Genomic DNA, 21988 nt, shown 5'->3' on the forward strand with positions numbered 1-21988 from the left:
TAAGCTCAGGCCGAATCCACCGGGCGCGCGGCCCGGTGGCCCCGGACGACTCGGGACGGCCGTGGACACGGAGGCGGGGCGGTGGACTCGGAACTGAGCTTCTCGACGGCGGACCTGGCGCAGACCCGCTTCGCGGTCTCCCCGATGTGGGAGGTCGTCACCAGCTTCCGGCTGCTGGCCGGTGCGGCCGATCCCGCGCCGCACCGCCGCTGGGCCGAGCAGGTGCGCCCCCGGCTGGAGTGCGCGGGCCTGGACCGCGGTTGGCTGGCCGAGCTGGTCCCGGCCCGTGGCTACCTCGCGGACTTCCTCAACCCGACCCCGGCCGGTCCCTTCCCGGAGCTGGCCGCGGAGCTGGCGATGATCCGGGACACCGCCCCCGAGCGGGTACGGGCGGACCTCGCCCGGCTGCGGGCCGAGCGCCCCGGTCCCGCGGGCGCGGGGCCGGCCCGGCTGCGGCTCCTGGAGGAGGCGCCCGGGGCCGCGCTGGAGAAGGTCGCGGCCGAGATCGAGACCTACTGGGAGCTGGCGATCGCGCCCTACTGGGCCAGGATCCGGCAGCTGCTGGAGGCCGACGTCTTCCACCGGGCGCGCCAGGTGGCCGAGTACGGCTCCGCGTACGTGCTGAACGAGCTGCACGAGTCGGTGCGGTGGGACGAGGGCACGCTGCGCCTGGTGCGCAGGCACTGCTCGGTGACCCGGGACCACGCGGGCGCGGGGATGCTGCTGGTGCCCTCGGCCTTCGCCTGGCCGCGGGTGCTGACCCGCTCGGTGGTGCCGGAGCCGCCCCAACTGGCCTACCCGGCGCGCGGGATCGGCACGCTGTGGGAGCCGCGTACCCCGGGGGCCGCCGGGGAGGCGGTCGCCGCGGTGCTGGGCCGCTCCCGGGCGCTGCTGCTCGCCGAACTCGACACCCCGGCCTCCACGACCGACCTGGCCGCCCGGTGCGGGCTGTCCGCGCCCGCGGTCTCGCAGCACCTGACGGCCCTGCGGGGGGCCGGGCTGGTCACCGCCCACCGGGCCGGCCGGTCGGTGCTGTACGCCCGTACCGCGGTCGCGGACGCGCTGCTCGCACCGGTGGGGGCGGCCTGAGCCCGGACGGGCCACCGCGCTCGCGCGGGCGGGAGCGCGCGGTCAGGCTGGACGCGTGCCGACGAACGATCACGATTACCGCGACCTGAACCTGCGTGCCGTCTACGTCAACTGCACGCTCAAACGCTCGCCCGAGCCCAGCAACACCGACGGGCTGATCGACAAGAGCCGGGCCGTGATGGAGGCCAACGGCGTCACCACCGAGCTGATCCGCGCGGTCGACCGGGACATCGCCACCGGGGTCTGGCCCGACATGACCGAGCACGGCTGGGAGAGCGACGACTGGCCGGTCCTCTACTCGCAGATCATGGCGGCGGACATCCTCGTCCTGGCGGGCCCGATCTGGCTCGGCGACAACAGCTCCGTGATGAAGCGGGTCATCGAGCGGCTCTACGCCTGCTCCTCGGTCCTGAACGAGGAGGGCCAGTACGCCTACTACGGGCGGGTCGGGGGCTGCCTGATCACCGGGAACGAGGACGGGGTCAAGCACTGCGCGATGAACGTCCTCTACAGCCTCCAGCACCTGGGTTACACGGTCCCGCCGCAGGCGGACGCGGGCTGGATCGGCGAGGCCGGTCCCGGGCCCTCGTACATGGACCCGGGCTCCGGCGGCCCCGAGAACGACTTCACCAACCGCAACACCGCCTTCATGTCCTGGAACCTGATGCACCTGGCCGCCCTGCTCCGGCGCTCCGGCGGGATCCCGGCGCACGGCAACCAGCGCTCGCGGTGGGACGCGGGCTGCCGCTTCGACTTCCCCAACCCCGAGCACCGCTGACCACCCCCGCCGCCCCCGCGGCCCGCGCTTGCACCTCACGCGACGTGAGGCAGCACAGTGGGGCGCGTACCCGAGAAGAGGAGGGGCGGAGGCGATGGGCTACTCCGTGGGACAGGTCGCCGGTTTCGCGAGGACCACGGTGCGGACGCTGCACCACTACGACGAGATCGGGCTGCTCTCCCCGAGCGGCCGCAGCGGTGCGGGGCACCGGCGCTACGACGACGGCGACCTCGACCGGTTGCAGCGGATCCTGTTCTACCGGAAGCTCGGCTTTCCGCTCGACGAGGTGGCCGTGCTGCTGGACGACCCGCGGACCGATCCCCAGGAGCACCTGCGCAGGCAGCACGCGCTCCTGGCGGACCGGATCGGGGCCCTCCAGCGGATGGCGGCGGCCGTGGAGCGCGCGATGGAGGCACGCACGATGAGCATCAACTTGACCCCCGAGGAGAAGTTCGAGGTCTTCGGGGACCACGATCCCGACCGGTACGCCGCGGAGGCCGAGCGGCGCTGGGGCGCCACCGACGCCTACGCCGAGTCGCGGCGCAGGGCCGCGGCGGCCACGAAGGAGGACTGGCAGCGGATCATGGGCGAGTCCGACGACATCAACCGGCGCCTGGCCGCGCTGATGGACACGGGCGCGTCCGCGGAGTCGATCGGCGCCATGGACCTGGCCGAGGAGCACCACGCCTGGATCGACGGGCACTGCTACGCCTGCTCGTACGAGATGCACACCTCGCTGGGCGAGATGTACGTCGCGGACGAGCGGTTCACCGCGTACTACGACAGGGTCCGCCCGGGCCTGGCGGTGTACCTGCGCGACGCGATCATGGCGAACGCGGTGCGCCGGGCGTAGGTGGCCGAACGCACCCGTGAGCCCCCGCCGGGGCCTGGAACCCGGTGGGGGCCGTGTGCGTTCATACTTGAAACCACCGCCATGTGTTTCCACCCGGCGCAGGTCCTGCCCGCATCCCCCCGATCCAGGAGACTCCGGAACTCGTGAACATGCTCGCACTCGGCCCTGAGTGGATCTCTCCGGAGTACCTGATCGGGCAATTCGGCCTGATCGGCATCTTGGTCATCGTCTTCGCGGAATCGGGTCTCTTCGCGTTCCTGCCCGGCGACTCGCTGCTCTTCACGGCCGGCCTGTTCGTCGCGGCCGGCACGATCGAGGAGCCGCTGTGGCTCGTCTGCACGCTGATCGTGGCCGCCGCGATCCTCGGTGACCAGGTCGGCTACATGATCGGCAAGGTCTTCGGGCCGAAGCTCTTCAACAAGCCCAATTCGAGGCTCTTCAAGCGCGAGAACCTCGACTCGGCGCAGGACTTCATGGTCAAGCACGGCCCCAAGGCCATCGTGCTCGCCCGCTTCGTGCCGATCATCCGCACCTTCGCGCCGATGGTCGCGGGCGCGACCGCGATGAAGTACCGCACCTTCCTGATGTTCAACGTCATCGGTGGCGTGCTGTGGGGCGCGGGCGTCACGATCCTGGGCTACCAGCTCGGCCAGTTCGAGTTCATCAAGAACAACGTCGAGCCGATCTTCATCGGCATCGTCCTGATCTCCGTCATCCCGGTGATCTTCGAGGTCATGAAGTCCCGCAAGGAGAGGAAGGCGAACCCCGCCGCCGCCGAGGAGGGCACCGGTGGCCAGGACGGCTTCCCGCCCGCACCGGGGCAGCGCGGGCGGCACGCCAAGCGCTGACGGCCCCGCGCGGAGACCGACGCCCCGGGAGCACCTCGTGCCCCGGGGCGTCGGCGTACCCGGGGCGTCGGCGGACCGGGCGGGTGCGCGTACGACGGTCGGCGGGGTCAGAATCCGCGGGTGCGCTTGGCCGCGCGGCGCTTGGCGGCGCTCGCGGAGCCCGGGATCCGCATGAAGAGCCGCGAGGCCTCCGAGCCCAGGTTGACCCCGATGGCGATGGCGAAGGCGATCGCGGCGGCGTTGGTCAGCGAGGCGAAGCCCATGCTGAGCCGGTTCTCGGCGATCAGGAGCAGCCCGTAGTACGTCGCCGAACCCGGCAGCAGCGGCCCGATGGCCGCGGTCACGAAGGGCAGGGCGGAGGCGAAGCGGTAGCGGGAGAAGAGCTGCCCGAACAGGCCCACCAGGCCGGCCGCGATCGCGGTGGAGGGGACGGGGGGCAGGCCGCCCGCGTAGTGCAGGGCGCCGTAGGTCACCCAGGCGACCCCGCCGTTCAGGGTCACGATCAGCACGGTGGAGCGTTCCTGCTGGAGCAGGATCGCGAAGGTGAAGACCAGCACCATCGAGGCGATGATCTGGATGACCGGCCGCTGGCTGATCTGGAGGGCCTCCTCCGGGTTGGGCTTGGCGCCCCACTGGAGGCCGAGGTAGATCACCACCAGCACGCCCATGATGATCCCGATGAAGAGGTACATGACCTCCAACAGGCGGGCCGAGGCGGTGATGTAGTAGCCGGTCAGGCCGTCCTGCACGGCCGCCACCAGGGCCCGCCCGGGCAGCAGCGCGAAGAGCCCGCCGGTGATGACCGCGGAGGCGCGCACGTCGATCTCGGCCAGCTTGAGGGCCACCCCGAGCGCGGCGGGCGGCATCCCGGCCACCACGAACTGGTAGAACTCCGGCAGCCCGCGCCCGGCGCACAGCCAGGCCAGCCGGTCGCCGAGCACGGCCCCGATCGCGGCCGCGAAGAAGACCACCACGCCACCGCCGACGAGCGTGGAGGCGGCCCCGGCGAGCAGCCCGGCGGCCAGGGTGAGCACCCAGCCGGGGTACGGGTGGCGGTTGCGCCGGATCTCGGCGAGGCGCCGGTAGGCCTCCTCCAGGGAGACCTCGACCTCGTGCGCGCTGATGTCGTCGACGAGCCGGAAGACGGCCGCGAGCCGGGTGTAGTCGGTGCCCCGGCGGCGTACGGTCCGGCTCGCCGAGACGGGATCGTCCACCAGCGAGGGCTGGTGCGTGATCGAGAGCATGGTGAAGGTGACGGTGGGCTCGCAGCGGTCGAGCCCGTAGGCACGGGCCACGGCGAACATCGCGGCCTCGACGTCCTCGGCGCCCTCGCCGCCCGCGAGCAGCAGCTCGCCGATGCGCAGGGTGAGGTCGAGCACGCGGCCGACGGCGGGCCCGGAGTCCTCGCTCAGGCGCTGTACGGCCTCGGGGACCGGGCGGTCGCCCACGGGCATGCGCAGCATCGTGCGCATCCGGTCCTGCCAGGGGGACTCCTTCATCCGGGAGACCGGATACCCCTGACCGGGGGTGTAGGCGGGCGGGGAGTGCCGGCCGCTGTAGGTGGCGGGCAGGGCGAAGGCCGAGCCCTCGGGTTCGGCCGGTACGGCGGCGGTGCCCTCGGGGGCGGCGAACTCGGAGGTGGGCTGCTCGTCCTCGAACACGCCGGATTCGACCCCGGGGGGCTGGCTGAAGGCGCTGCGCGCCTCGTCCGAGGCGGGCTTGCGCCGGTCGCGGTCCTCTGAATCGGCCTCTGCCGCCACGCGCGCTCCTGTGTCCCTGGGCCGGATCCCCAACCGGTGATCCAATTATGCGGAATCGTTTCGTCCGTGGCGGCCCGGGATACGCCGACGGGCGGAGATCAGCGGGGATCCACTCAGTGGTGGTCGCCCTGCGCCTGCAGGCGCTTGTACGAGGCCTCGATCTCGGCCTCGGCCTCGGTGCGGCCGACCCAGTTCGCGCCCTCGACGGACTTGCCGGGCTCCAGGTCCTTGTAGACCTCGAAGAAGTGCTGGATCTCCAGGCGGTCGAACTCGGAGACGTGGTGGATGTCGCGCAGGTGCTCCACGCGCGGGTCCGACGCCGGGACGCACAGCAGCTTGGCGTCGCCACCCGCCTCGTCCGTCATGTTGAACATGCCGATCGCGCGGCACTTGATCAGGCAGCCCGGGAAGGTCGGCTCGTCGAGGATGACGAGCGCGTCCAGCGGGTCGCCGTCCTCGCCGAGGGTGTTCTCGACGAAGCCGTAGTCGGCCGGGTAGCTGGTGGACGTGAAGAGGCGACGGTCCAGGCGGATCCGGCCGGTCTCGTGGTCCACTTCGTACTTGTTCCGCGAACCCTTGGGGATCTCGATGGTGACGTCGAACTCCACGTCCTGCTCCTCCATGATCAGCTGCATTGCTTCGAGACTGCTGTGATCCGCGTGCGCGTCCGGCCCAGCCCTGCGGGTGGGGTGCCATGCTCGCGGCAAGACTCAGTGGTTAAGTGTCCCTCACGCATACGTGTGATCGCGAAAGGGGCTGGTCGAGGTGCCATTGATCAAGACATGGCAGCTCATCGCCGGTTCGGCCCTCGCGGGCCTGGCCCTGTCGGCCGGTGCGGTGGTCGCGGCCGGTCCGTGGGACTCCGGCCAGCGTAAGGCCGAGCGGGTCGCAGCCGCCTCTTGGGGCCGTACGGGTGGCGGAGATCACGAGGAATATGTCACTCCGCTCGCCGCGCCGAGCGCTCCGGGCGTCCTCGCGCCCTTGAACGCCCCCCGATCCGCCCCGGTCGCCCCGGCCGGGAACAGCGACGCCCTCGCCGCCGCGCTGCGGCCGCTGCTGGCCGATTCCGCGCTCGGCACCGTCCGCGGCGCCTCGGTCGTCGAGGCGGCCACCGGCCGGGTGCTCTTCGACAGCGGCGCGCGCGAGGCGATGACCCCCGCCTCCACGATCAAGATCGCCACCGCCACGGCCGCGCTCGCCGCCCTCGGACCCGAGCACCGCATCCGCACCACCGTCGTCCCCGACCAGGGCGGCCGGATCGTCCTCGTCGGCGGCGGCGACCCCTCGCTCAGCGCCCGCAAGAAGAACCCGGCGGGCCCCGGCGGCAGCCTCGTCGCCCTCGCCGCCGACACCGCCCAGGCGCTGCGCTCCGCCAACACCGACACGGTCACCCTCGGGTACGACGCCACGCTCTTCAGCGGCCCCGCCCGTCACCCGATCGGCGCCAACGACAACATCGCGCCCGTCAGCGCCCTGATGGCCGACGAGGGCCGCTCCGACGAATCCTTCTCCGGCCCGGTGGGGCGCACCGACGACCCCGCCAAGGACGCCGCCGGCGCCTTCGCCGACCTGCTGCGCGAGCGCGGGATCAAGGTCACCGGCGAGCCCGCCCCGGCCAAGGCCCCGGCGGGCGCCGCGCCGCTGGCCGTCACCCTCTCCACCCCGCTGGGCGCTCTCGTCGAGCGGATGCTGACCAACAGCGACAACGACATCGCCGAGGCGCTGGCCCGCCAGACCGCGCTCGCGGCCTCGAAGCCCGCGAGCTTCGAGGGCGGCGAGCAGGCCGTCACCGAGCGGCTCGCCGGCCTCGGGGTCGACCTGAGCGGTGCCCGCTTCGCCGACGGCAGCGGGCTGAACCGGGCCGACAAGGTCAGCGCCGGGCTGCTCACCGCCCTGCTGACCAAGGCCGCCGACCCGGCCCGCCCCGCGCTGCGGCCCGTCCTCACCGGACTGCCGGTGGCCGGGTTCAGCGGCACCCTGCGGGCCCGCAACGCCGGCGCCTCACCGGCGGCGGGGCTGCTGCGGGCCAAGACCGGCACGCTCACCGGGGTGAACTCGCTGGCCGGTACGGTCGTCGACCCCTCCGGGCGGCTGCTCGTCTTCGCGTTCCTGACGGCGAACACCCCGGCCCCGGACGCCGCCGAGAAGGCCCTGGACAAGCTCGCGGCCATCATCGCCACCACGCCCTAGGGCCTGTCTTCAAAGTCGAGTCTGCCCCGCGACGCCTGGCACGCACTCTCGCTCCACCGGGCGAAAGCCCGAGTTCCAGTACGCAGGCTCCCGCCCGGCGGACCGAGAGCACGCACCAGACGCCGCGGGGCCGCCCTCCGGGCGACGACCCGACTTTGACGACAGGCCCTAGCCCCGTCCGGGGGGATCCGCCCGGCGGCCCGTCCACGTACCGTTGACGCATGACGAGCATCGGTGGTGTGGAGATGGTCGACTGGAATCTCGCGGTGACGACCGCGACCCGGCTCGTACGGCCCGGCCCGGAGATCACCCGGGACGAGGCGCGGGCCGTGGTGGCGGAACTGCGCGAGCACGCCAGGACCTCGGAACGGCACGTGCGCGAGTTCACGAGGATGATGCCCGAGGGGTCGGTCGTCGAGGACACGCCGGTCCTGGTCGTCGACAGGGCCGGATGGGTCAAGGCCAATGTGGCGGGGTTCCGGGAGCTGCTGGGGCCCCTGCTCGGCAAGATGCAGGAGCGGCGCGGCAGCACGCCCGGCGGGGCCGTCCTCGGCGCGGTCGGCGGCAAGGTGACCGGGGTCGAGCTGGGGATGCTGCTGAGCTTCCTGTCCTCGCGCGTGCTCGGTCAGTACGAGACCTTCGCGCCGGTCTCCCGGGACCTGCCGGGTTCCGCGACGGGGGGCGGGCGGCTGCTGCTGGTGGCGCCCAACATCGTGCATGTGGAGCGCGAGCTGGAGGTCAACCCGCACGACTTCCGCCTGTGGGTGTGCCTGCACGAGGAGACGCACCGTACCCAGTTCACCGCCGTCCCGTGGCTCCGGGAGCACCTGGAGGGCGAAATCCAGACGTTCCTCGGCGCCACCGAGATGGACCCGATGACCGTGCTGGAGCGGCTGCGCGAAGCCGCGCAGTCCCTGGTCGGGGCACGTCCGGACGGCGAGCGCGGGGAAGAGGGGCGCTCCTTGGTGGAGCTCGTCCAGACCCCCGAGCAGCGGGAGGTGCTGGGGCGGCTGACGGCGGTGATGTCCCTGCTGGAGGGCCACGCGGACTTCGTCATGGACGGGGTCGGCCCCGAGGTGGTGCCCTCGGTCGCGGAGATCCGGGAGAAGTTCCAGACCCGCCGGGCCAGTGGCGCCGGACGGCTCGACGCGGCCCTGCGCAAGCTGCTGGGCCTGGACGCGAAGCTGCGTCAGTACCGGGACGGCGAGCGCTTCGTCCGCGCGGTCGTCGGGCAGGTCGGAATGGACGGTTTCAATCGGGTATGGACCTCACCGAACACATTGCCGACCAAAGCGGAGATCGCCAAGCCCGCGGACTGGGTGGCCCGCGTCCACCGGCGGGGGGAGTGAAAAGGGGTGAACGAGGGGGCGTAAAGCTGTCTCGTTGGGGGAAGCAGCATCACCCGTCCGAGGGACCGTGGGCCGATGAAGGGCGTGCGATGCTCAGGGAACGGCTCGGTTCTGTCACCATCGACGCACTCTGAGTGACAGTCCGTCCTCTCGTGGAACCTTCCGCGGGGCCGGCGGGCGCAGCCGAGCAGCACCCCGAGCGCGCACCACCCCAACGCCTCCGAGGCATCCGAACTCCACCGAAGGGCACCGGACATGGGTCCCCATCCTGCGGTCGCGGCGATACGCCTGGCGGTCCGCCGCGTACTCCACGACGTCCTCACCGACCTGACCGACCCCACCGAACGCCGCACCGCCCCCGCTGCCCGCCGCGCCGACCGCGCCGACAGCAGGGCCCGCACCGACCGCGCCGGCGGCCCGCAGCCGCTCGTGCTCGTCGCATGCTCCGGTGGCGCCGACTCCATGGCGCTCGCCTCCGCCCTCGCCTTCGAGGCCCCCAAACTCGGCATCCGGGCCGGCGGCATCACCGTCGACCACGGCCTCCAGGACGGCTCCGACCTGCGCGCCGCCGAGGTCGTCAGCCGGATGACCGCACTCCACCTGGAACCGGCGGAAGCCATCGCCGTGCGCGTCGGCCGCGACGGCGGACCCGAGGCCGCCGCCCGCGACGCCCGCTACGCCGCCCTCGACGAGGCCGCCGACCGGCTCGGCGCCGCCACCGTGCTGCTCGGCCACACCCGCGACGACCAGGCGGAGACCGTCCTGCTGGGGCTGGCCCGCGGTTCCGGCATCCGGTCCCTGTCCGGGATGGCCGAGATCTCCGGCGGTCCCGGCCGCACCGGACGCTACCGCCGCCCCTTCCTGCACATCGACCGGCAGACCGCCCGCAAGGCCTGCATGGTCCAGTCCCTGGCCGTCTGGGACGACCCGCACAACATCGACCCCGCATACACCCGCTCCCGGCTGCGCCACGAGGGGCTGCCCGCCCTGGAGAAGGCGCTCGGCAAGGGAGTGGTCGAGGCCCTCGCCCGGACCGCCCAGCTCTCCCGGGACGACGCCGACGCCCTCGACGCCTGGGCCGCCGACGCGGAGTCCGCCGTACGGGACGAGCTCGGCCAGCTGGAGTGCGCCAAGCTCTTCGCCCTGCCCCCGGCCGTTCGCCGCCGCGTGCTGCGCAGGGCCGTCCTGTCGGCCGGTTCCCCCGCCGGTTCGCTGTTCGCCCGCCACATCGAGGAAGTGGACCGCCTGATCACGGGTTGGCGCGGTCAGGGCGCCATCAACCTGCCCGGCCGGGTCGAGGCCCAGCGCCAGGGTGGCAGACTGGTCATCCGGCAGGGCTGACGGCGATGACTGAGCCGTCGCCCCGGGCGGCTGAGTCCTCCGGGGAACCCCCGGAGCCACGGCGGACTACGAAAGTGATGCGGGTGGACGAGAAGGACATGGGCGACGACCTCCAGTCGGTGCTCATCACCAAGGAAGAGATCGACGCGAAGCTGGCCGAGCTGGCCGCGAAGATCGACGAGCAGTACGCGGGCAAGGACCTGCTCATCGTCGGCGTCCTCAAGGGCGCGGTGATGGTGATGGCGGACCTGGCACGCGCCTTGTCCACCCCCCTCACCATGGACTGGATGGCGGTGTCCTCCTACGGCGCCGGGACCCAGTCCTCCGGCGTGGTCCGCATCCTCAAGGACCTGGACACCGACATCAAGGGCAAGCACGTCCTGATCGTCGAGGACATCATCGACTCCGGTCTGACGCTGTCCTGGCTGCTGTCGAACCTGGGCTCCCGCGAGCCGGCCTCCCTGGAGGTCTGCACGCTGCTGCGCAAGCCCGACGCCGCGAAGGTCGCCATCGACGTCCGCTGGGTGGGCTTCGACATCCCCAACGAGTTCGTCGTCGGTTACGGCCTCGACTACGCGGAGAAGTACCGCAACCTGCCGTTCGTGGGCACGCTCGCCCCGCACGTCTACGGCGGCTGATCCCACCGCCCCCGGGTCCCCCTCGGGGAACCTGGGGGCGATTCCCGCCGTTGGAGCATGCGAAGGCGGGTCTGTCAGCCGTCCCACGAGGCCGCGGGTGACAATTCAGGGGTACATTCCGAAGAACAGTCTTTACTCACAGCAGCATTTACCTACGGGCAGGAGGGACGGGGTGCTCTGCGCCCCGTATGGATGGACGTGAAGCGATACTTCCGTGGGCCGGTCATGTGGATCGTGCTGGCCGTCCTCGCCGTGGTCGTGTTGATGAACGTCGTCGGCTCCGGCGGCGGCTACAAGTCGGTGGAGACCAGCGAGGTCATCAAGGCGATCAACCAGGACCAGGTGTCGAGCGCCAAGCTCACCACCGGTGACAGCCAGATGATCAAGATCGAGCTGAAGAGTGGCGAGAAGCTCGGTAAGAACGACGGCACCAAGTTCCAGGCCAACTACATCGGGGACCAGGGCGTCGCGCTCGCCAAGGACCTCCAGACCAAGTACGACGCGGGCAAGATCGCGGACGGGTACACCGTCTCGCCGGACAAGACCAGCCCGTTCCTCAGCGTCCTGCTGAGCCTGCTGCCCTTCGTCCTGATCGTCGTGGTCTTCCTGTTCCTGATGAATCAGATGCAGGGCGGCGGCTCCCGAGTCATGAACTTCGGGAAGTCCAAGGCCAAGCTGATCACCAAGGACACCCCGAAGACGACGTTCGCCGACGTGGCGGGCTCGGACGAGGCGGTGGAGGAGCTCCACGAGATCAAGGAGTTCCTGCAGGAGCCGGCCAAGTTCCAGGCCGTCGGCGCGAAGATCCCCAAGGGCGTGCTGCTCTACGGCCCGCCCGGCACCGGCAAGACCCTGCTCGCGCGCGCTGTCGCGGGCGAAGCCGGTGTTCCCTTCTACTCGATCTCCGGTTCCGACTTCGTCGAGATGTTCGTCGGTGTCGGTGCCTCGCGTGTCCGTGACCTGTTCGAACAGGCCAAGGCCAACGCTCCGGCGATCGTCTTCGTCGACGAGATCGACGCCGTCGGCCGGCACCGTGGTGCGGGTCTCGGTGGCGGTCACGACGAGCGCGAGCAGACCCTCAACCAGCTGCTGGTCGAGATGGACGGCTTCGACGTGAAGGGCGGCGTCATCCTGATCGCCGCCACGAACCGTCCGGACATCCTCGACCCGGCGCTCCTGCGCCCCGGCCGTTTCGACCGCCAGATCGCGGTGGACCGTCCGGACATGCAGGGCCGGCTGGAGATCCTCAAGGTCCACCAGAAGGGCAAGCCGGTCGCCCCGGACGTCGACCTGGGCGCTGTTGCCCGTCGTACGCCCGGCTTCACCGGTGCGGACCTGGCGAACGTGCTGAACGAAGCCGCGCTGCTCACCGCGCGCGGGGACCGGAAGCTGATCGACAACCACGCCCTGGACGAGGCGATCGACCGCGTCGTGGCGGGCCCGCAGAAGCGGACCCGGATCATGTCGGACCGGGAAAAGAAGATCACCGCGTACCACGAGGGCGGCCACGCCCTGGTCGCGGCGGCTTCCCCGAACTCCGACCCGGTCCACAAGATCACGATCCTGTCCCGTGGCCGTGCCCTGGGTTACACCATGGTGCTGCCGGACGAGGACAAGTACTCCACCACGCGCAATGAAATGCTCGACCAGCTCGCGTACATGCTGGGCGGTCGCGCGGCCGAGGAACTGGTCTTCCACGACCCGACCACGGGCGCCGCGAACGACATCGAGAAGGCCACCGCCACGGCCCGCGCGATGGTCACCCAGTACGGCATGACGGAGCGCCTGGGCGCGATCAAGTTCGGTGGCGACAACACCGAACCGTTCCTGGGCCGCGACATGACGCACCAGCGCGACTACTCGGAAGAGGTCGCCGCGCTGGTCGACGAAGAGGTCAAGAAGCTCATCGAGACGGCGCACAACGAGGCCTGGGAAATCCTGGTCGAGAACCGCGACGTGCTCGACAACCTCGTCCTCGCGCTGCTGGAGAAGGAAACGCTGAACAAGGAGCAGATCGCCGAGGTCTTCTCGACGATCGTGAAGCGTCCGGCCCGCCCCGCGTGGACCGGATCCTCCCGCCGTACCCCGTCGACCCGTCCGCCGGTGCTCTCCCCCCGGGAGCTGTCCCTGACGAACGCGGCGAACGGCAGCTCGGCCCCCGTCACGACTCCGGTCTCCACGGAGAAGAGCCCCGAGGCGGTCCCGGAGGACCGTCCCGAGAGCTGACAGGGCGAGCACTCCGGAATGGATGCCGCGGTCCCCAGGTCCTAGCCTGGGGACCGCGGCACTTTTACATGTCCAGCACTGCTGCCCAGCACTGCACTGGCAGGAACGAGGAAGAGATGACCGATCCGGTGACCCTGGTGGATGGCGAGGGCACGGCGGCCCGCGAGTTCGACGAGAAGCGCGCCGAAGCGGCGGTGCGCGAGCTCCTCCTCGCGGTCGGCGAGAACCCGGACCGCGAGGGTCTCCTGGAGACCCCGGCGCGGGTGGCCCGGGCCTACCGGGAGATCCTGGCGGGCCTGTGGCAGGAGCCGGAGGACGTGCTCACCACGACCTTCGACCTCGGGCACGACGAGATGGTCCTGGTGAAGGACATCGAGATCGTCAGCCTCTGCGAGCACCACCTGCTGCCCTTCCACGGCGTGGCCCACGTCGGCTACATACCGGCCGAGTCCGGCAAGATCACCGGTCTGTCGAAGCTGGCCCGGCTGGTCGAGGTCTACGCCCGCCGCCCGCAGGTGCAGGAACGACTCACCACCCAGATAGCCGACTCGCTGATGCGCATCCTGGAAGCCCGCGGAGCGATCGTCGTCATCGAGGCCGAGCACATGTGCATGTCGGTCCGCGGCATCCGCAAGCCGGGCGCCAAGACCCTCACCTCGGCGGTCCGCGGCCAGCTCCGCGACCCCGCGACCCGCAGCGAGGCCATGAGCCTCATCGTGGCCCGCTGAGGGTCCCGGGAGGGACGGGCGGCCCCGTCGCCGCCGGACACGAGAAGGACGGCCGTCGCACGCGCGACGGCCGTCCTTTCGTACGTGCGGCGGGGGTCAGGCGCGGGCGGTCGCGTCGTCCTCGTCGTCCGGGAGGCGCAGGACGCGCTCCAGGAAGAGGGCCGCGGCGACCACCGCGACGCCGGCCAGGACCGAGAAGCCCGCGTAGTAGGCCTGCTCGCGGCGGGCGGGCACGTCCAGGCCGTTCGCCAGCAGGAAGACCCCCACACCGCCGTACATGCCCGCCACGAGGGCCGCCACCAGCGCGCTGGCCTGCCCGAAGACGACCGCGCGGGCCGCCATCAGGGGATCCACGCCCTTGGCGCCCGGTCGGCGCTCGCGCTGGGCCTTGAGGCGGCCGCGCAGCGAGAGGGCCGTGGCGCACAGCACGGCGGCGATCACCGCGAGCACGACCGGGGCGGCCAGTGGCACCCCCGGCAGGGTCCCGTAGGCGTTCCACAGCCGGGCGCCGGCCCAGGACAGCACCCCGGCGACGGCGAAGATGCCCGCCAGGACGGCCGGCCTCAATTGCTTCACGTGCCTGTTCCCCGCTTTCTCAGCCAACAGCAGTGAACAGGCTAACGACTACTCCGGCAGGTGGAGTTCCAGGTCGGGGCGCGCCGTGACGCCGTCCAGACCGATTCCCGCCAGCAGCCCGGCGACCGGACCGCGGCCGGCGATCTGGGCCTCGGGGTCGACGTCCTGCCAGGGGGCCAGCACGAAGGCCCGCAGGTGCGCCCGCGGGTGGGGGAGGGTGAGCGTCGGGTCGTCGGAGACCACGTCGGCGTACGCGACGATGTCGACGTCGATGGTGCGGGGCCCCCAGCGCTCCTCGCGGACGCGGTCGAAGGCCTCCTCGATGGCGTGTCCGCGTTCGAGCAGGGAGGACGGCGGCAGCGTGGTCTTCACCCGGACCACGGCGTTGAAGTAGGACGGCTGGGAGCCGGGCTCGACGCCCCAGGGCTCCGTCTCGTACACGGTGGAGACGCCCTTGACCCGAAGGCCCGGGGTGTCGCCGAGGGCGTCGATGGCGCCCTGGAGGGTCTCCAGGCGGTTGCCGAGGTTCGCGCCGAGCGCGATGACGGCCCAGCGGGGGTTGGAGAGCGTGACGTCCGCCGCGTCCACCGTCTCGACGACGGAGGCGGGGACCGGCTGTACGGTCGGGTCGCTCTGTGCGTTCAGTCCGTTGTTCATGCGCGGCTCCGGGTGATCGTGATGGTCACGTCGTCGAAGGGGACGGTGATCGGCGCGTCGGGTTTGTGCACGACGACCTCCACCTGCGCGACGGCGTCGTGCTTGAGGCAGCGCTGGGCGATCCGCTCGGCGAGGGTCTCGATCAGGTCGACCGGCTCGCCCTGGACCACCTCCACGACCTCCTCGGCCACCACGCCGTAGTGCACGGTCTTGGCCAGGTCGTCGTCCGAGGCGGCCGGCCGGGTGTCGATGTGGAGCACCAGGTCGACGATGAAGGTCTGGCCTTCCTCGCGTTCCCGGGGGAAGACGCCGTGGTGTCCGCGAGCCTTGAGGCCGCGCAGCGCGATGCGATCCACGCGAATCACTCCTGCTTTCGTAGGTGCTGCCGTCCGGGACTCCCCGGGGCATGGGCCTGAGCCGAGTGCGGTCGGCGTCGTCCGTCTTCGAATTTACCTGCGATAAACGGCAAACCGTGCCGACGGGGTCAGGAAGGGTCCTCGCCCTCGTCCTCGTCGGAGTCCGTGAGCACCGGAGAACCGTGGTGGGACCACAGCCGCCAGCCCTCCGATGTGCGACGGAACACATTCGTCGCGACGACCAGCTGTCCCACGAGGGGGCCCAGCTCGCCGCCGTCCTCGGCGGGCCCGCCGCTGAGGATGTTCTCGGTGCAGGTGACCACGGCCGTATCGGCTATCACAGCCACTTTGGTGTCGGTCAGGAAGAACTGGATGTACTCGGTGTGGCTCATGATCAGGGCGTACGAGCGCAGGACCTCGCCGCGGCCCGCCAGCACCGGCCAGCCCGGGTGGACGCAGGAGATCTCGTCCTCCAGCCAGAGGGCCGAGAGCGCGTCGAAGTCCCCCTGCTCCATCGCCTCGTAGAAGGCCGTGTTGACCTCTTCGACCGCTTCGATGTCGGTACGGCTCACCGTGCCCCTTCCCCTGCGGGTGCGCCCGCGGTGCTGATCACTGTGCGGATCACAGTGCCCCTTCCACGGCGCGGGCCACCCGAACCGCGTCCGCCGTCGCCCGTACCTCGTGGACCCGGACCGCCCAGGCGCCCTCGTGCGCCGCGATAGCGGAGACGGCCGCGGTGGCCGCGTCCCGCTCGCGGGCGGGCGGGGGAGCGGACCGCGCACCCGCCAGCACCCGGCCGAGGAACCGCTTGCGGGAGGCCGCGACCAGTAGCGGGAAGCCCAGCGCGCGCAGCGCGGGCAGGTGCGCGACGAGCGCCAGGTCGTGCTCGGCGTTCTTGGCGAAGCCCAGACCGGGGTCCACGAGGAGCCGCTCGGGGGCGATCCCGCCCTCGATGACGGCGTCGAGCCGCACCCGCAGCTCGGCGGTGACCTCGGCGACGACGTCGTCGTAGACGGCGAGGCCGTTCATGCCGTCGCTGAAGCCGCGCCAGTGCATGACCACGAAGGGCACCTCGGCGGCCGCGACGGCCGCGATCATGCCGGGGTCGGCCAAGCCGCCGCTCACGTCGTTGACCAGCACCGCGCCCGCCTCGACGGCCCGCGCGGCCACGGCGGCGCGCATGGTGTCGACGGAGACGGCGACGCCCTCGGAGGCCAGGCCGCGCACCACGGGGACGACCCGGCGCAGCTCCTCCTCCTCGTCGACCCGGCTCGCACCGGGCCGGGTGGACTCGCCGCCGACGTCCACGAGGTCGGCGCCCTGGGCCACCAGGTCCAGCCCGCGCTTGACGGCCGCGGTGGTGTCGAACCAGCGTCCGCCGTCGGAGAAGGAGTCGGGGGTGACGTTGACGACGCCCATGACCCCGCAGCGGTCCCACTCGGGCAGACCCGTGACCGAGCCCCGGGCGGCGGCCCCGCGCTTGTTGTTCATAGGTCCAGGGTAGAGCTGCCCTGCGGATGACAGGGCCCCGGTGCCTGTCGGCTGCCGGGGCCCTGGTGTTCGTACGCGGGTGCGCACCGCGGTTACGCCGCCTGGACCTTGCGGTCGGCCTGGGACGGCACGGTGGCGTCGTGGTCGTGCGCGCAGGTGCGGACCGGCTTCGGGCGCCGGCGGGCGGCGAAGAGGCGCGGCAGGGCGACGGTCACGAAGCCCTCCGCCTGCATCACGGCGAAACCGATGCGGGGCAGGTCGCGGCTGCTGCGGTAGACCATGAAGCGCGGCTCCCAGCGGGGCCGGAACTTCTCGTTGAACTTGTACAGCGACTCGATCTGGAACCAGCGCGAGAGGAAGACCAGCAGTCCGCGCCACATGCGCAGGACCGGGCCGGCGCCGATCTTCTCGCCGCGGGCGAGCGCCGCGCGGAACATCGCGAAGTTCAGCGAGACCTTCTCGATGCCCAGCCCGGGCGAGGCCTCCAGGGAGGCCACGATCAGCAGCTCGTTCATGCCGGGGTCGGCGGCGCGGTCGCGGCGCATCATCTCCAGCGACATGCCGTCCTTGCCCCACGGGACGAAGTGGAGGACAGCCTTCAGGTCGCCGTACGGGCTGGTGTCGCCCTCCTGGACGCGGTGGGCGGTGGCGATGAAGCAGTCACCGTCACCCGGGTCGCCGACCCGGCCCAGGGCCATGGAGAAGCCGCGCTCGGTGTCGGTGCCGCGCCAGGCCTCCGCGGCGCCGCGCACCTGCTCCAGCTCGCCCTCGGTCAGCTCGCTGACGCGCCGGACCTTGGTCGTGTAGCCGTTGCGCTCGATGCGCTTGACCATCTGGCGGACGTTGCGCATCGCGCGCCCGGAGAGGGAGAAGTCTTTGACGTCGACGATCGCCTCGTCGCCCAGCTCCAGGGCGTCCAGACCGGTCTCGCGGGTCCACACCTCGCCGCCGGTCTCGGAGCAGCCGACGACGGCCGGGGTCCAGGAGTGGGCCTTGGCCTCCTCCATGAAGCGCTCGATCGCGCCGGGCCAGGCCTCGACGTCTCCTATGGGGTCGCCGGAGGCGAGCATCACGCTGGAGACGACGCGGTAGGTGACGGCGGCCTTGCCGCTGGGGGAGAAGACGACGGCCTTGTCGCGACGGAGCGCGAAGTGGCCGAGCGAGTCGCGGCCGCCGTGCTTGGTGAGCAGCTCGCGCAGCTTGGTCTCGTCGTCCTCGGTGAGCCGCGCGGCCGGGTGCTCGGGGCGGAAGGCGAGGTACATGGTGGTCAGCGCGGTCAGCATGCCGAGCGCGCCGAGGGAGTAGCCGACGGTCCAGGACACCCGGCCGGCGTAGTCGACGGGACCCTCGAAGCCGAAGATGCCGTAGACGACGTGGGTGATCTGCTCGTACAGGCTCGGGTCGCCGACGACCTTGCCCGGGTGCGAGTTCACGATGACCAGACCGAGGCCGATCGAGCCCGCGCTCATCAGGACGAAGTTGGCCAGGGCCTTCCAGCGGCTGCGCGGATCCGGCAGCGCCTTGAATTCACCCTGATGGCGCAGCAGCAGCGCGAGGAGCGCCGCGGCCAGCAGCACGCCGACGATCGAGTGCCGGTAGGTGAACTGCGCCACCGCGCCCGCGGGCAGCAGGACGACCGCCGCCCGCCAGGCCCGGCGCTTGCGGCGCTTGAGGCCGTGCGCGAGCAGAAGGAGCAGCACGCCCGCGCTGATGGCGAGGGCGGCGGCGAAGGGGCCGAGCGATCCGGGGATCACCTCGGTGAAGGCGTGGATCCTGCTGTGCCGAAAGCGCGGGAAGACACCGGCGATGATGTCGAGGAATCCGACGATCATGACGGCCGTGCCTACCAGCCCGGGTACGGCCTCCGGTCGTGGCCCGCGAAGGATTCGGCGGACCCGACTCGGAACCTGTCCCGACTTATCGCCATCTATCCTGCTAGACATCGCTTCCCGTTGCTCCGCGAGAGATCATTGACCGAAGGCCCTGACAGCCTTCGGAGTGTGGTGCGTCCAGTAGGACGACGCGAAGGGGGAGCGGGTTCACTCCTTCTTCGGAAAAACTCGTCCTGCCACTCAGAAAGACGGCTTACTGCTCATGGGTCTCACCAGCAATCTGGTTCTGGCGTTGGCCATCATCGCCGGTGTGCTGCTGTTCGCGGCAACGGTCTGGTTCTGGCCGCGGCTCTCGGGCCGCACGTTCCGTGCGTACACCGGTCGCATCGCGCTCCTGCTCGCGACGCAGCTGGCGCTGTTCTCCGCAGTCGGCCTCGCGGCCAACAAGTCCTTCCTCTTCTACGGATCCTGGGCCGACCTCTTCGGCCAGGAGACCACGATGGGCAAGGTCGTCGACCACTCGATGAGCAGCAAGGACATCAAGGTCGTCGACAAGCAGAAGCTCGACGTCCCCGGGGGCGCCCGCCCGGCCGTCGGCGGACAGATCCTGAAGGTCTCGATAGCGGGTGAGAAGTCGAAGATAGAGAGCCCGGGCTACGTCTGGCTGCCGCCGGAGTACTTCCAGCCGCAGCACGCGAAGGCCAACTTTCCGGCCGGGATCGTCCTGACCGGCTACCCGGGCACGGCGGAGAACCTGATCAAAGGGCTGAACTACCCGATGACGGCCTACAAGCAGGCCAAGGCGGGCAAGATGAAGCCGATGATCCTGGTCATGCTCCGCCCGACCGTCGCCCCGCCGCGCGACACCGAGTGCGTGGACGTCCCGGGCGGTCCGCAGACCGAGACCTTCTTCGCGCAGGACCTGCCGAAGGCGATCCAGTCGACCTTCCGGGTCGGCAAGAAGGCCGAGAACATGGCCTTCATCGGCAACTCGACGGGCGGCTACTGCGCCCTGAAGATCGCCGCGCACCACCCGAAGACCTTCGGTACGGCCGTGGGCCTGTCCGCCTACTACGAGGCCCCGAACGACCCGACCACCGGTGACCTCTTCCACGGCGACGCCAAGCTCAAGGACCGCGCCGACGTGCTGAAGAGCCTGGCGGCCAAGCCCCCGACGGGCACGTCGTTCCTGGTCACCAGCAGTGAGAAGGGCGAGCCGAACCTCGGCGACACCCGCAAGTTCATCAAGGGCGTCAAGGGCCCGGACCGGGTCTCCTCGATCATCCTCGACAGCGGCGGCCACAACTTCAACACCTGGCGCCGCGAGATCCCCCCGATGATGGAGTGGCTGAGCAAGCGGGTCCAGGCCTGAGCCACCGGACACCCCCAGCAGTGCGCAGACCCGTGACCGGCCCGACGTGGCCGGTCACACGTCTGTGCGGGGCCGGGCGCGGGGTGGGCGGGCCCGTACCGCGGCCCGCCGGGCTCAGGCCCCCTGGAACTCCGCCCGGCGCAGTGCCCGGTGCACGCCCTCCGGAGTGAGTACGCCGACCAGCGCGCCGGACGCCGGATCCGTGACCCCGATCCGGCCCGAGTCCTCCTGGAGCAGCGCCGCCAGCGCCTCGCGCAGCGTCGCCCCCAGCGCCACCGACGCGGCGGGCGCGCCGTGCCCGTCCGACGGGGCCAGGTCGGCCGCCGCCACCGCGGTCACCGCGAGCCGCTTGAGCCCCCGGTCGCTGCCCACGAAGTGGGCGACGTACTCCGTGGCGGGCGCGCCCAGCACGGCGGCCGGGCTCGCGAACTGCTCGATGGTGCCCTGGCCGTAGACGGCGATGCGGTCGCCGAGCCGGATCGCCTCCTCCAGGTCGTGCGTGACCAGCAGGATCGTCTTGTGCACGGACTTCTGCAGGGCCAGCAGGTCGTTCTGCAGCCGCTCGCGGACCACCGGGTCCACCGCGCCGAACGGCTCGTCCATCAGCAGGACGGGCGGGTCGGCGGCGAGCGCCCGGGCCACGCCCACGCGCTGGCGCTGACCGCCCGACAGCTGCTGGGGGTAGCGGCCCCCGTAGGTGGCCGGATCCAGTCCCACCAGTTCGAGCAGCTCGGCCGCCCGGGCGCGGGCCTTCGCCTTCGGCGTGCCCACGAGCTGGGGGACGGTCGCGGTGTTCTCCAGCACCGTCTTGTGCGGGAAGAGGCCGACCTGCTGGATGACGTAGCCGATCCGGCGGCGCAGTTCGACGGGGTCGGCGGCCGCGATGTCCTCGCCCTTGAGCAGGATCCTGCCGCCGGTCGGCTCGATCAGCCGGTTGACCATCTTCATCGTGGTCGTCTTGCCGCAGCCGGACGGGCCGACGAGGGTGACCAGCTCGCCCTCGGCCACCTCGAAGGACAGGTCCTCCACCGCGGTCGTTCCGTCGGGGTAACGCTTGGTCACATGCTCGAATCGGATCACCACGCCATCTTTCCTTAAGCAGGGTGGGGTTTTGTAAAGGGAGTGTTGCCCCGTTGCGAATGATTCCGGCCGTTGTCGGTGGCTGGGGTTATGGTCGCTGTACACGTGTTCGGCGAGGGGATCGGTGACGGGGGGTGAGCGCCATGGCCGGGCAGAACTGCCTGGTGGCGAACGACTGGATCTGTTGGGACTACGTCACTTCCCGCAGCCAGGAGCTGACCGACGCCACCCTGGAGCACGTCTGGATCACCGCGGTCTCCGTCCTCATCGGCGTCGCGGTCTCCGTACCGCTGGCCCTGCTGGCCCGTCGGGGCCGGCGCTGGGCCGCGCCGGTGCTGGGCCTGACCACCCTGCTCTACACGATCCCCTCGCTCGCCATGTTCTCGCTGCTGCTGCCCTTCTTCGGGCTGTCGGCCTCCCTCGTGGTGACCGGCCTGGTCCTCTACTCGCTGACGATCCTCGTCCGCAATGTCCTGGCCGGGCTGGAAGGTGTGCCGGAGGAGGTCCGCGAGGCGGCGCGCGGCATGGGGTACGGGCCGACCCGGCTGCTGTGGCAGGTCGAACTGCCGCTGGCGCTGCCGGCCCTGCTCGCGGGGGTCCGTATCGCCACGGTCTCGACGGTCGCGCTCACGACGGTCGGTTCGATCGTCGGCAAGGGCGGCCTCGGCAATCTGATCGCGCCCGCGGTCAACAGCTCCTTCAAGGCCCAGGTGCTCACCGCCTCCGTGCTGTGCGTGCTGCTCGCCCTGGTGGCCGACCTGTTGCTGCTCGGCGTGCAGCGGCTGGTCACCCCGTGGACCCGCGCCGTACAGGAGGGCTGAGCC

Annotated in this window: 20 protein-coding genes and 1 pseudogene; 12 read left to right on the forward strand and 9 right to left on the reverse strand. The window is 71.2% G+C overall.

Going from position 1 to position 21988, the window contains the following annotated elements:
• Positions 1–81 precede the first annotated feature (81 nt).
• From ACIQWR_RS17560 to ACIQWR_RS17575, 4 genes and pseudogenes are all read left to right on the forward strand, one after another.
• Positions 82–1089: a DUF5937 family protein gene (locus tag ACIQWR_RS17560; RefSeq protein WP_404009951.1), complete on the forward strand. Its 1008-nt coding sequence runs from the start codon at positions 82–84 to the stop codon at positions 1087–1089.
• A gap of 55 nt (positions 1090–1144) precedes the next feature.
• The gene (locus ACIQWR_RS17565; RefSeq protein WP_404009954.1) at positions 1145–1867 is read left to right on the forward strand and encodes a flavodoxin family protein; all 723 of its coding nucleotides are present in this window, start codon (positions 1145–1147) and stop codon (positions 1865–1867) included.
• Between the two features lie 94 nt (positions 1868–1961).
• A complete protein-coding gene (locus tag ACIQWR_RS17570; RefSeq protein WP_404009956.1) occupies positions 1962–2720 on the forward strand; it encodes a MerR family transcriptional regulator in 759 nt (252 codons plus the stop codon).
• Between the two features lie 143 nt (positions 2721–2863).
• A pseudogene (locus ACIQWR_RS17575) lies at positions 2864–3443 on the forward strand (VTT domain-containing protein); the annotation flags it as partial.
• 232 nt (positions 3444–3675) lie between these two features.
• Here ACIQWR_RS17575 and ACIQWR_RS17580 read toward each other — a convergent pair.
• Together ACIQWR_RS17580 and ACIQWR_RS17585 are read right to left on the reverse strand one after the other, a co-directional pair.
• A complete protein-coding gene (locus tag ACIQWR_RS17580; protein ID WP_404009959.1) occupies positions 3676–5328 on the reverse strand; it encodes a threonine/serine exporter ThrE family protein in 1653 nt (550 codons plus the stop codon).
• A 113-nt stretch (positions 5329–5441) separates the two neighbouring features.
• Complete coding sequence (locus ACIQWR_RS17585) at positions 5442–5936, reverse strand: inorganic diphosphatase (protein ID WP_330335078.1); 495 nt, start codon at positions 5934–5936, stop codon at positions 5442–5444.
• Positions 5937–6093: 157 nt separating this feature from the next.
• Between ACIQWR_RS17585 and dacB the strand changes: the two genes are divergently transcribed.
• From dacB to folE, 6 genes are all read left to right on the forward strand, one after another.
• The gene (gene dacB, locus ACIQWR_RS17590; RefSeq protein ID WP_404009962.1) at positions 6094–7518 is read left to right on the forward strand and encodes a D-alanyl-D-alanine carboxypeptidase/D-alanyl-D-alanine-endopeptidase; all 1425 of its coding nucleotides are present in this window, start codon (positions 6094–6096) and stop codon (positions 7516–7518) included.
• 221 nt (positions 7519–7739) lie between these two features.
• The gene (locus tag ACIQWR_RS17595) at positions 7740–8867 is read left to right on the forward strand and encodes a zinc-dependent metalloprotease (protein ID WP_399264966.1); all 1128 of its coding nucleotides are present in this window, start codon (positions 7740–7742) and stop codon (positions 8865–8867) included.
• Positions 8868–9122: 255 nt separating this feature from the next.
• A complete protein-coding gene (gene tilS / locus ACIQWR_RS17600) occupies positions 9123–10208 on the forward strand; it encodes a tRNA lysidine(34) synthetase TilS (protein ID WP_404009966.1) in 1086 nt (361 codons plus the stop codon).
• Positions 10209–10285: 77 nt separating this feature from the next.
• Complete coding sequence (gene hpt, locus ACIQWR_RS17605; RefSeq protein WP_356406650.1) at positions 10286–10846, forward strand: hypoxanthine phosphoribosyltransferase; 561 nt, start codon at positions 10286–10288, stop codon at positions 10844–10846.
• Positions 10847–11038: 192 nt separating this feature from the next.
• Positions 11039–13072 carry an ATP-dependent zinc metalloprotease FtsH gene (gene ftsH, locus ACIQWR_RS17610; protein ID WP_404009969.1) on the forward strand — a complete coding sequence of 678 codons (2034 nt, stop codon included), beginning with the start codon at positions 11039–11041 and terminating at the stop codon, positions 13070–13072.
• A 116-nt stretch (positions 13073–13188) separates the two neighbouring features.
• Entirely contained in the window at positions 13189–13800 is a 612-nt protein-coding gene (folE, locus tag ACIQWR_RS17615; protein ID WP_399264960.1) for a GTP cyclohydrolase I FolE, read from the forward strand.
• Positions 13801–13896: 96 nt separating this feature from the next.
• Here folE and ACIQWR_RS17620 read toward each other — a convergent pair whose 3' ends face one another.
• The 6 genes from ACIQWR_RS17620 to ACIQWR_RS17645 all read right to left on the reverse strand — a co-directional run bounded on the left by ACIQWR_RS17620 (position 13897) and on the right by ACIQWR_RS17645 (position 18823).
• Complete coding sequence (locus tag ACIQWR_RS17620) at positions 13897–14376, reverse strand: DUF3180 domain-containing protein (RefSeq protein WP_399264959.1); 480 nt, start codon at positions 14374–14376, stop codon at positions 13897–13899.
• Between the two features lie 48 nt (positions 14377–14424).
• Complete coding sequence (gene folK, locus ACIQWR_RS17625; RefSeq protein WP_404009974.1) at positions 14425–15033, reverse strand: 2-amino-4-hydroxy-6-hydroxymethyldihydropteridine diphosphokinase; 609 nt, start codon at positions 15031–15033, stop codon at positions 14425–14427.
• Positions 15030–15389, reverse strand: coding sequence for a dihydroneopterin aldolase (gene folB, locus ACIQWR_RS17630; protein ID WP_354380610.1), 360 nt, complete (start codon positions 15387–15389; stop codon positions 15030–15032). The genes folK and folB overlap by 4 nt, the downstream gene beginning before the upstream one ends.
• A 128-nt stretch (positions 15390–15517) precedes the next feature.
• Positions 15518–15961, reverse strand: a complete 444-nt coding sequence (locus ACIQWR_RS17635) for a nuclear transport factor 2 family protein (protein ID WP_404009977.1) — start codon at positions 15959–15961, stop codon at positions 15518–15520.
• A 49-nt stretch (positions 15962–16010) separates the two neighbouring features.
• The gene (folP, locus tag ACIQWR_RS17640) at positions 16011–16880 is read right to left on the reverse strand and encodes a dihydropteroate synthase (protein ID WP_404009979.1); all 870 of its coding nucleotides are present in this window, start codon (positions 16878–16880) and stop codon (positions 16011–16013) included.
• A gap of 92 nt (positions 16881–16972) precedes the next feature.
• Complete coding sequence (locus ACIQWR_RS17645; RefSeq protein WP_404009982.1) at positions 16973–18823, reverse strand: phosphatidylglycerol lysyltransferase domain-containing protein; 1851 nt, start codon at positions 18821–18823, stop codon at positions 16973–16975.
• Positions 18824–18974: 151 nt separating this feature from the next.
• Between ACIQWR_RS17645 and ACIQWR_RS17650 the strand changes: the two genes are divergently transcribed.
• A complete protein-coding gene (locus tag ACIQWR_RS17650; protein WP_404009984.1) occupies positions 18975–20084 on the forward strand; it encodes an alpha/beta hydrolase in 1110 nt (369 codons plus the stop codon).
• A 114-nt stretch (positions 20085–20198) separates the two neighbouring features.
• On the opposite strand, the gene ACIQWR_RS17655 is transcribed toward ACIQWR_RS17650, so the two are convergent.
• Positions 20199–21164, reverse strand: coding sequence for an ABC transporter ATP-binding protein (locus ACIQWR_RS17655; RefSeq protein WP_404010142.1), 966 nt, complete (start codon positions 21162–21164; stop codon positions 20199–20201).
• 143 nt (positions 21165–21307) lie between these two features.
• Here ACIQWR_RS17655 and ACIQWR_RS17660 point away from each other — a divergent pair, with 143 nt between their 5' ends.
• Positions 21308–21985: an ABC transporter permease gene (locus ACIQWR_RS17660; RefSeq protein ID WP_399264947.1), complete on the forward strand. Its 678-nt coding sequence runs from the start codon at positions 21308–21310 to the stop codon at positions 21983–21985.
• Positions 21986–21988: the final 3 nt, after the last annotated feature.

The organism is Streptomyces sp. NPDC098789 (assembly GCF_044759975.1).
GTDB lineage: Bacteria > Actinomycetota > Actinomycetes > Streptomycetales > Streptomycetaceae > Streptomyces.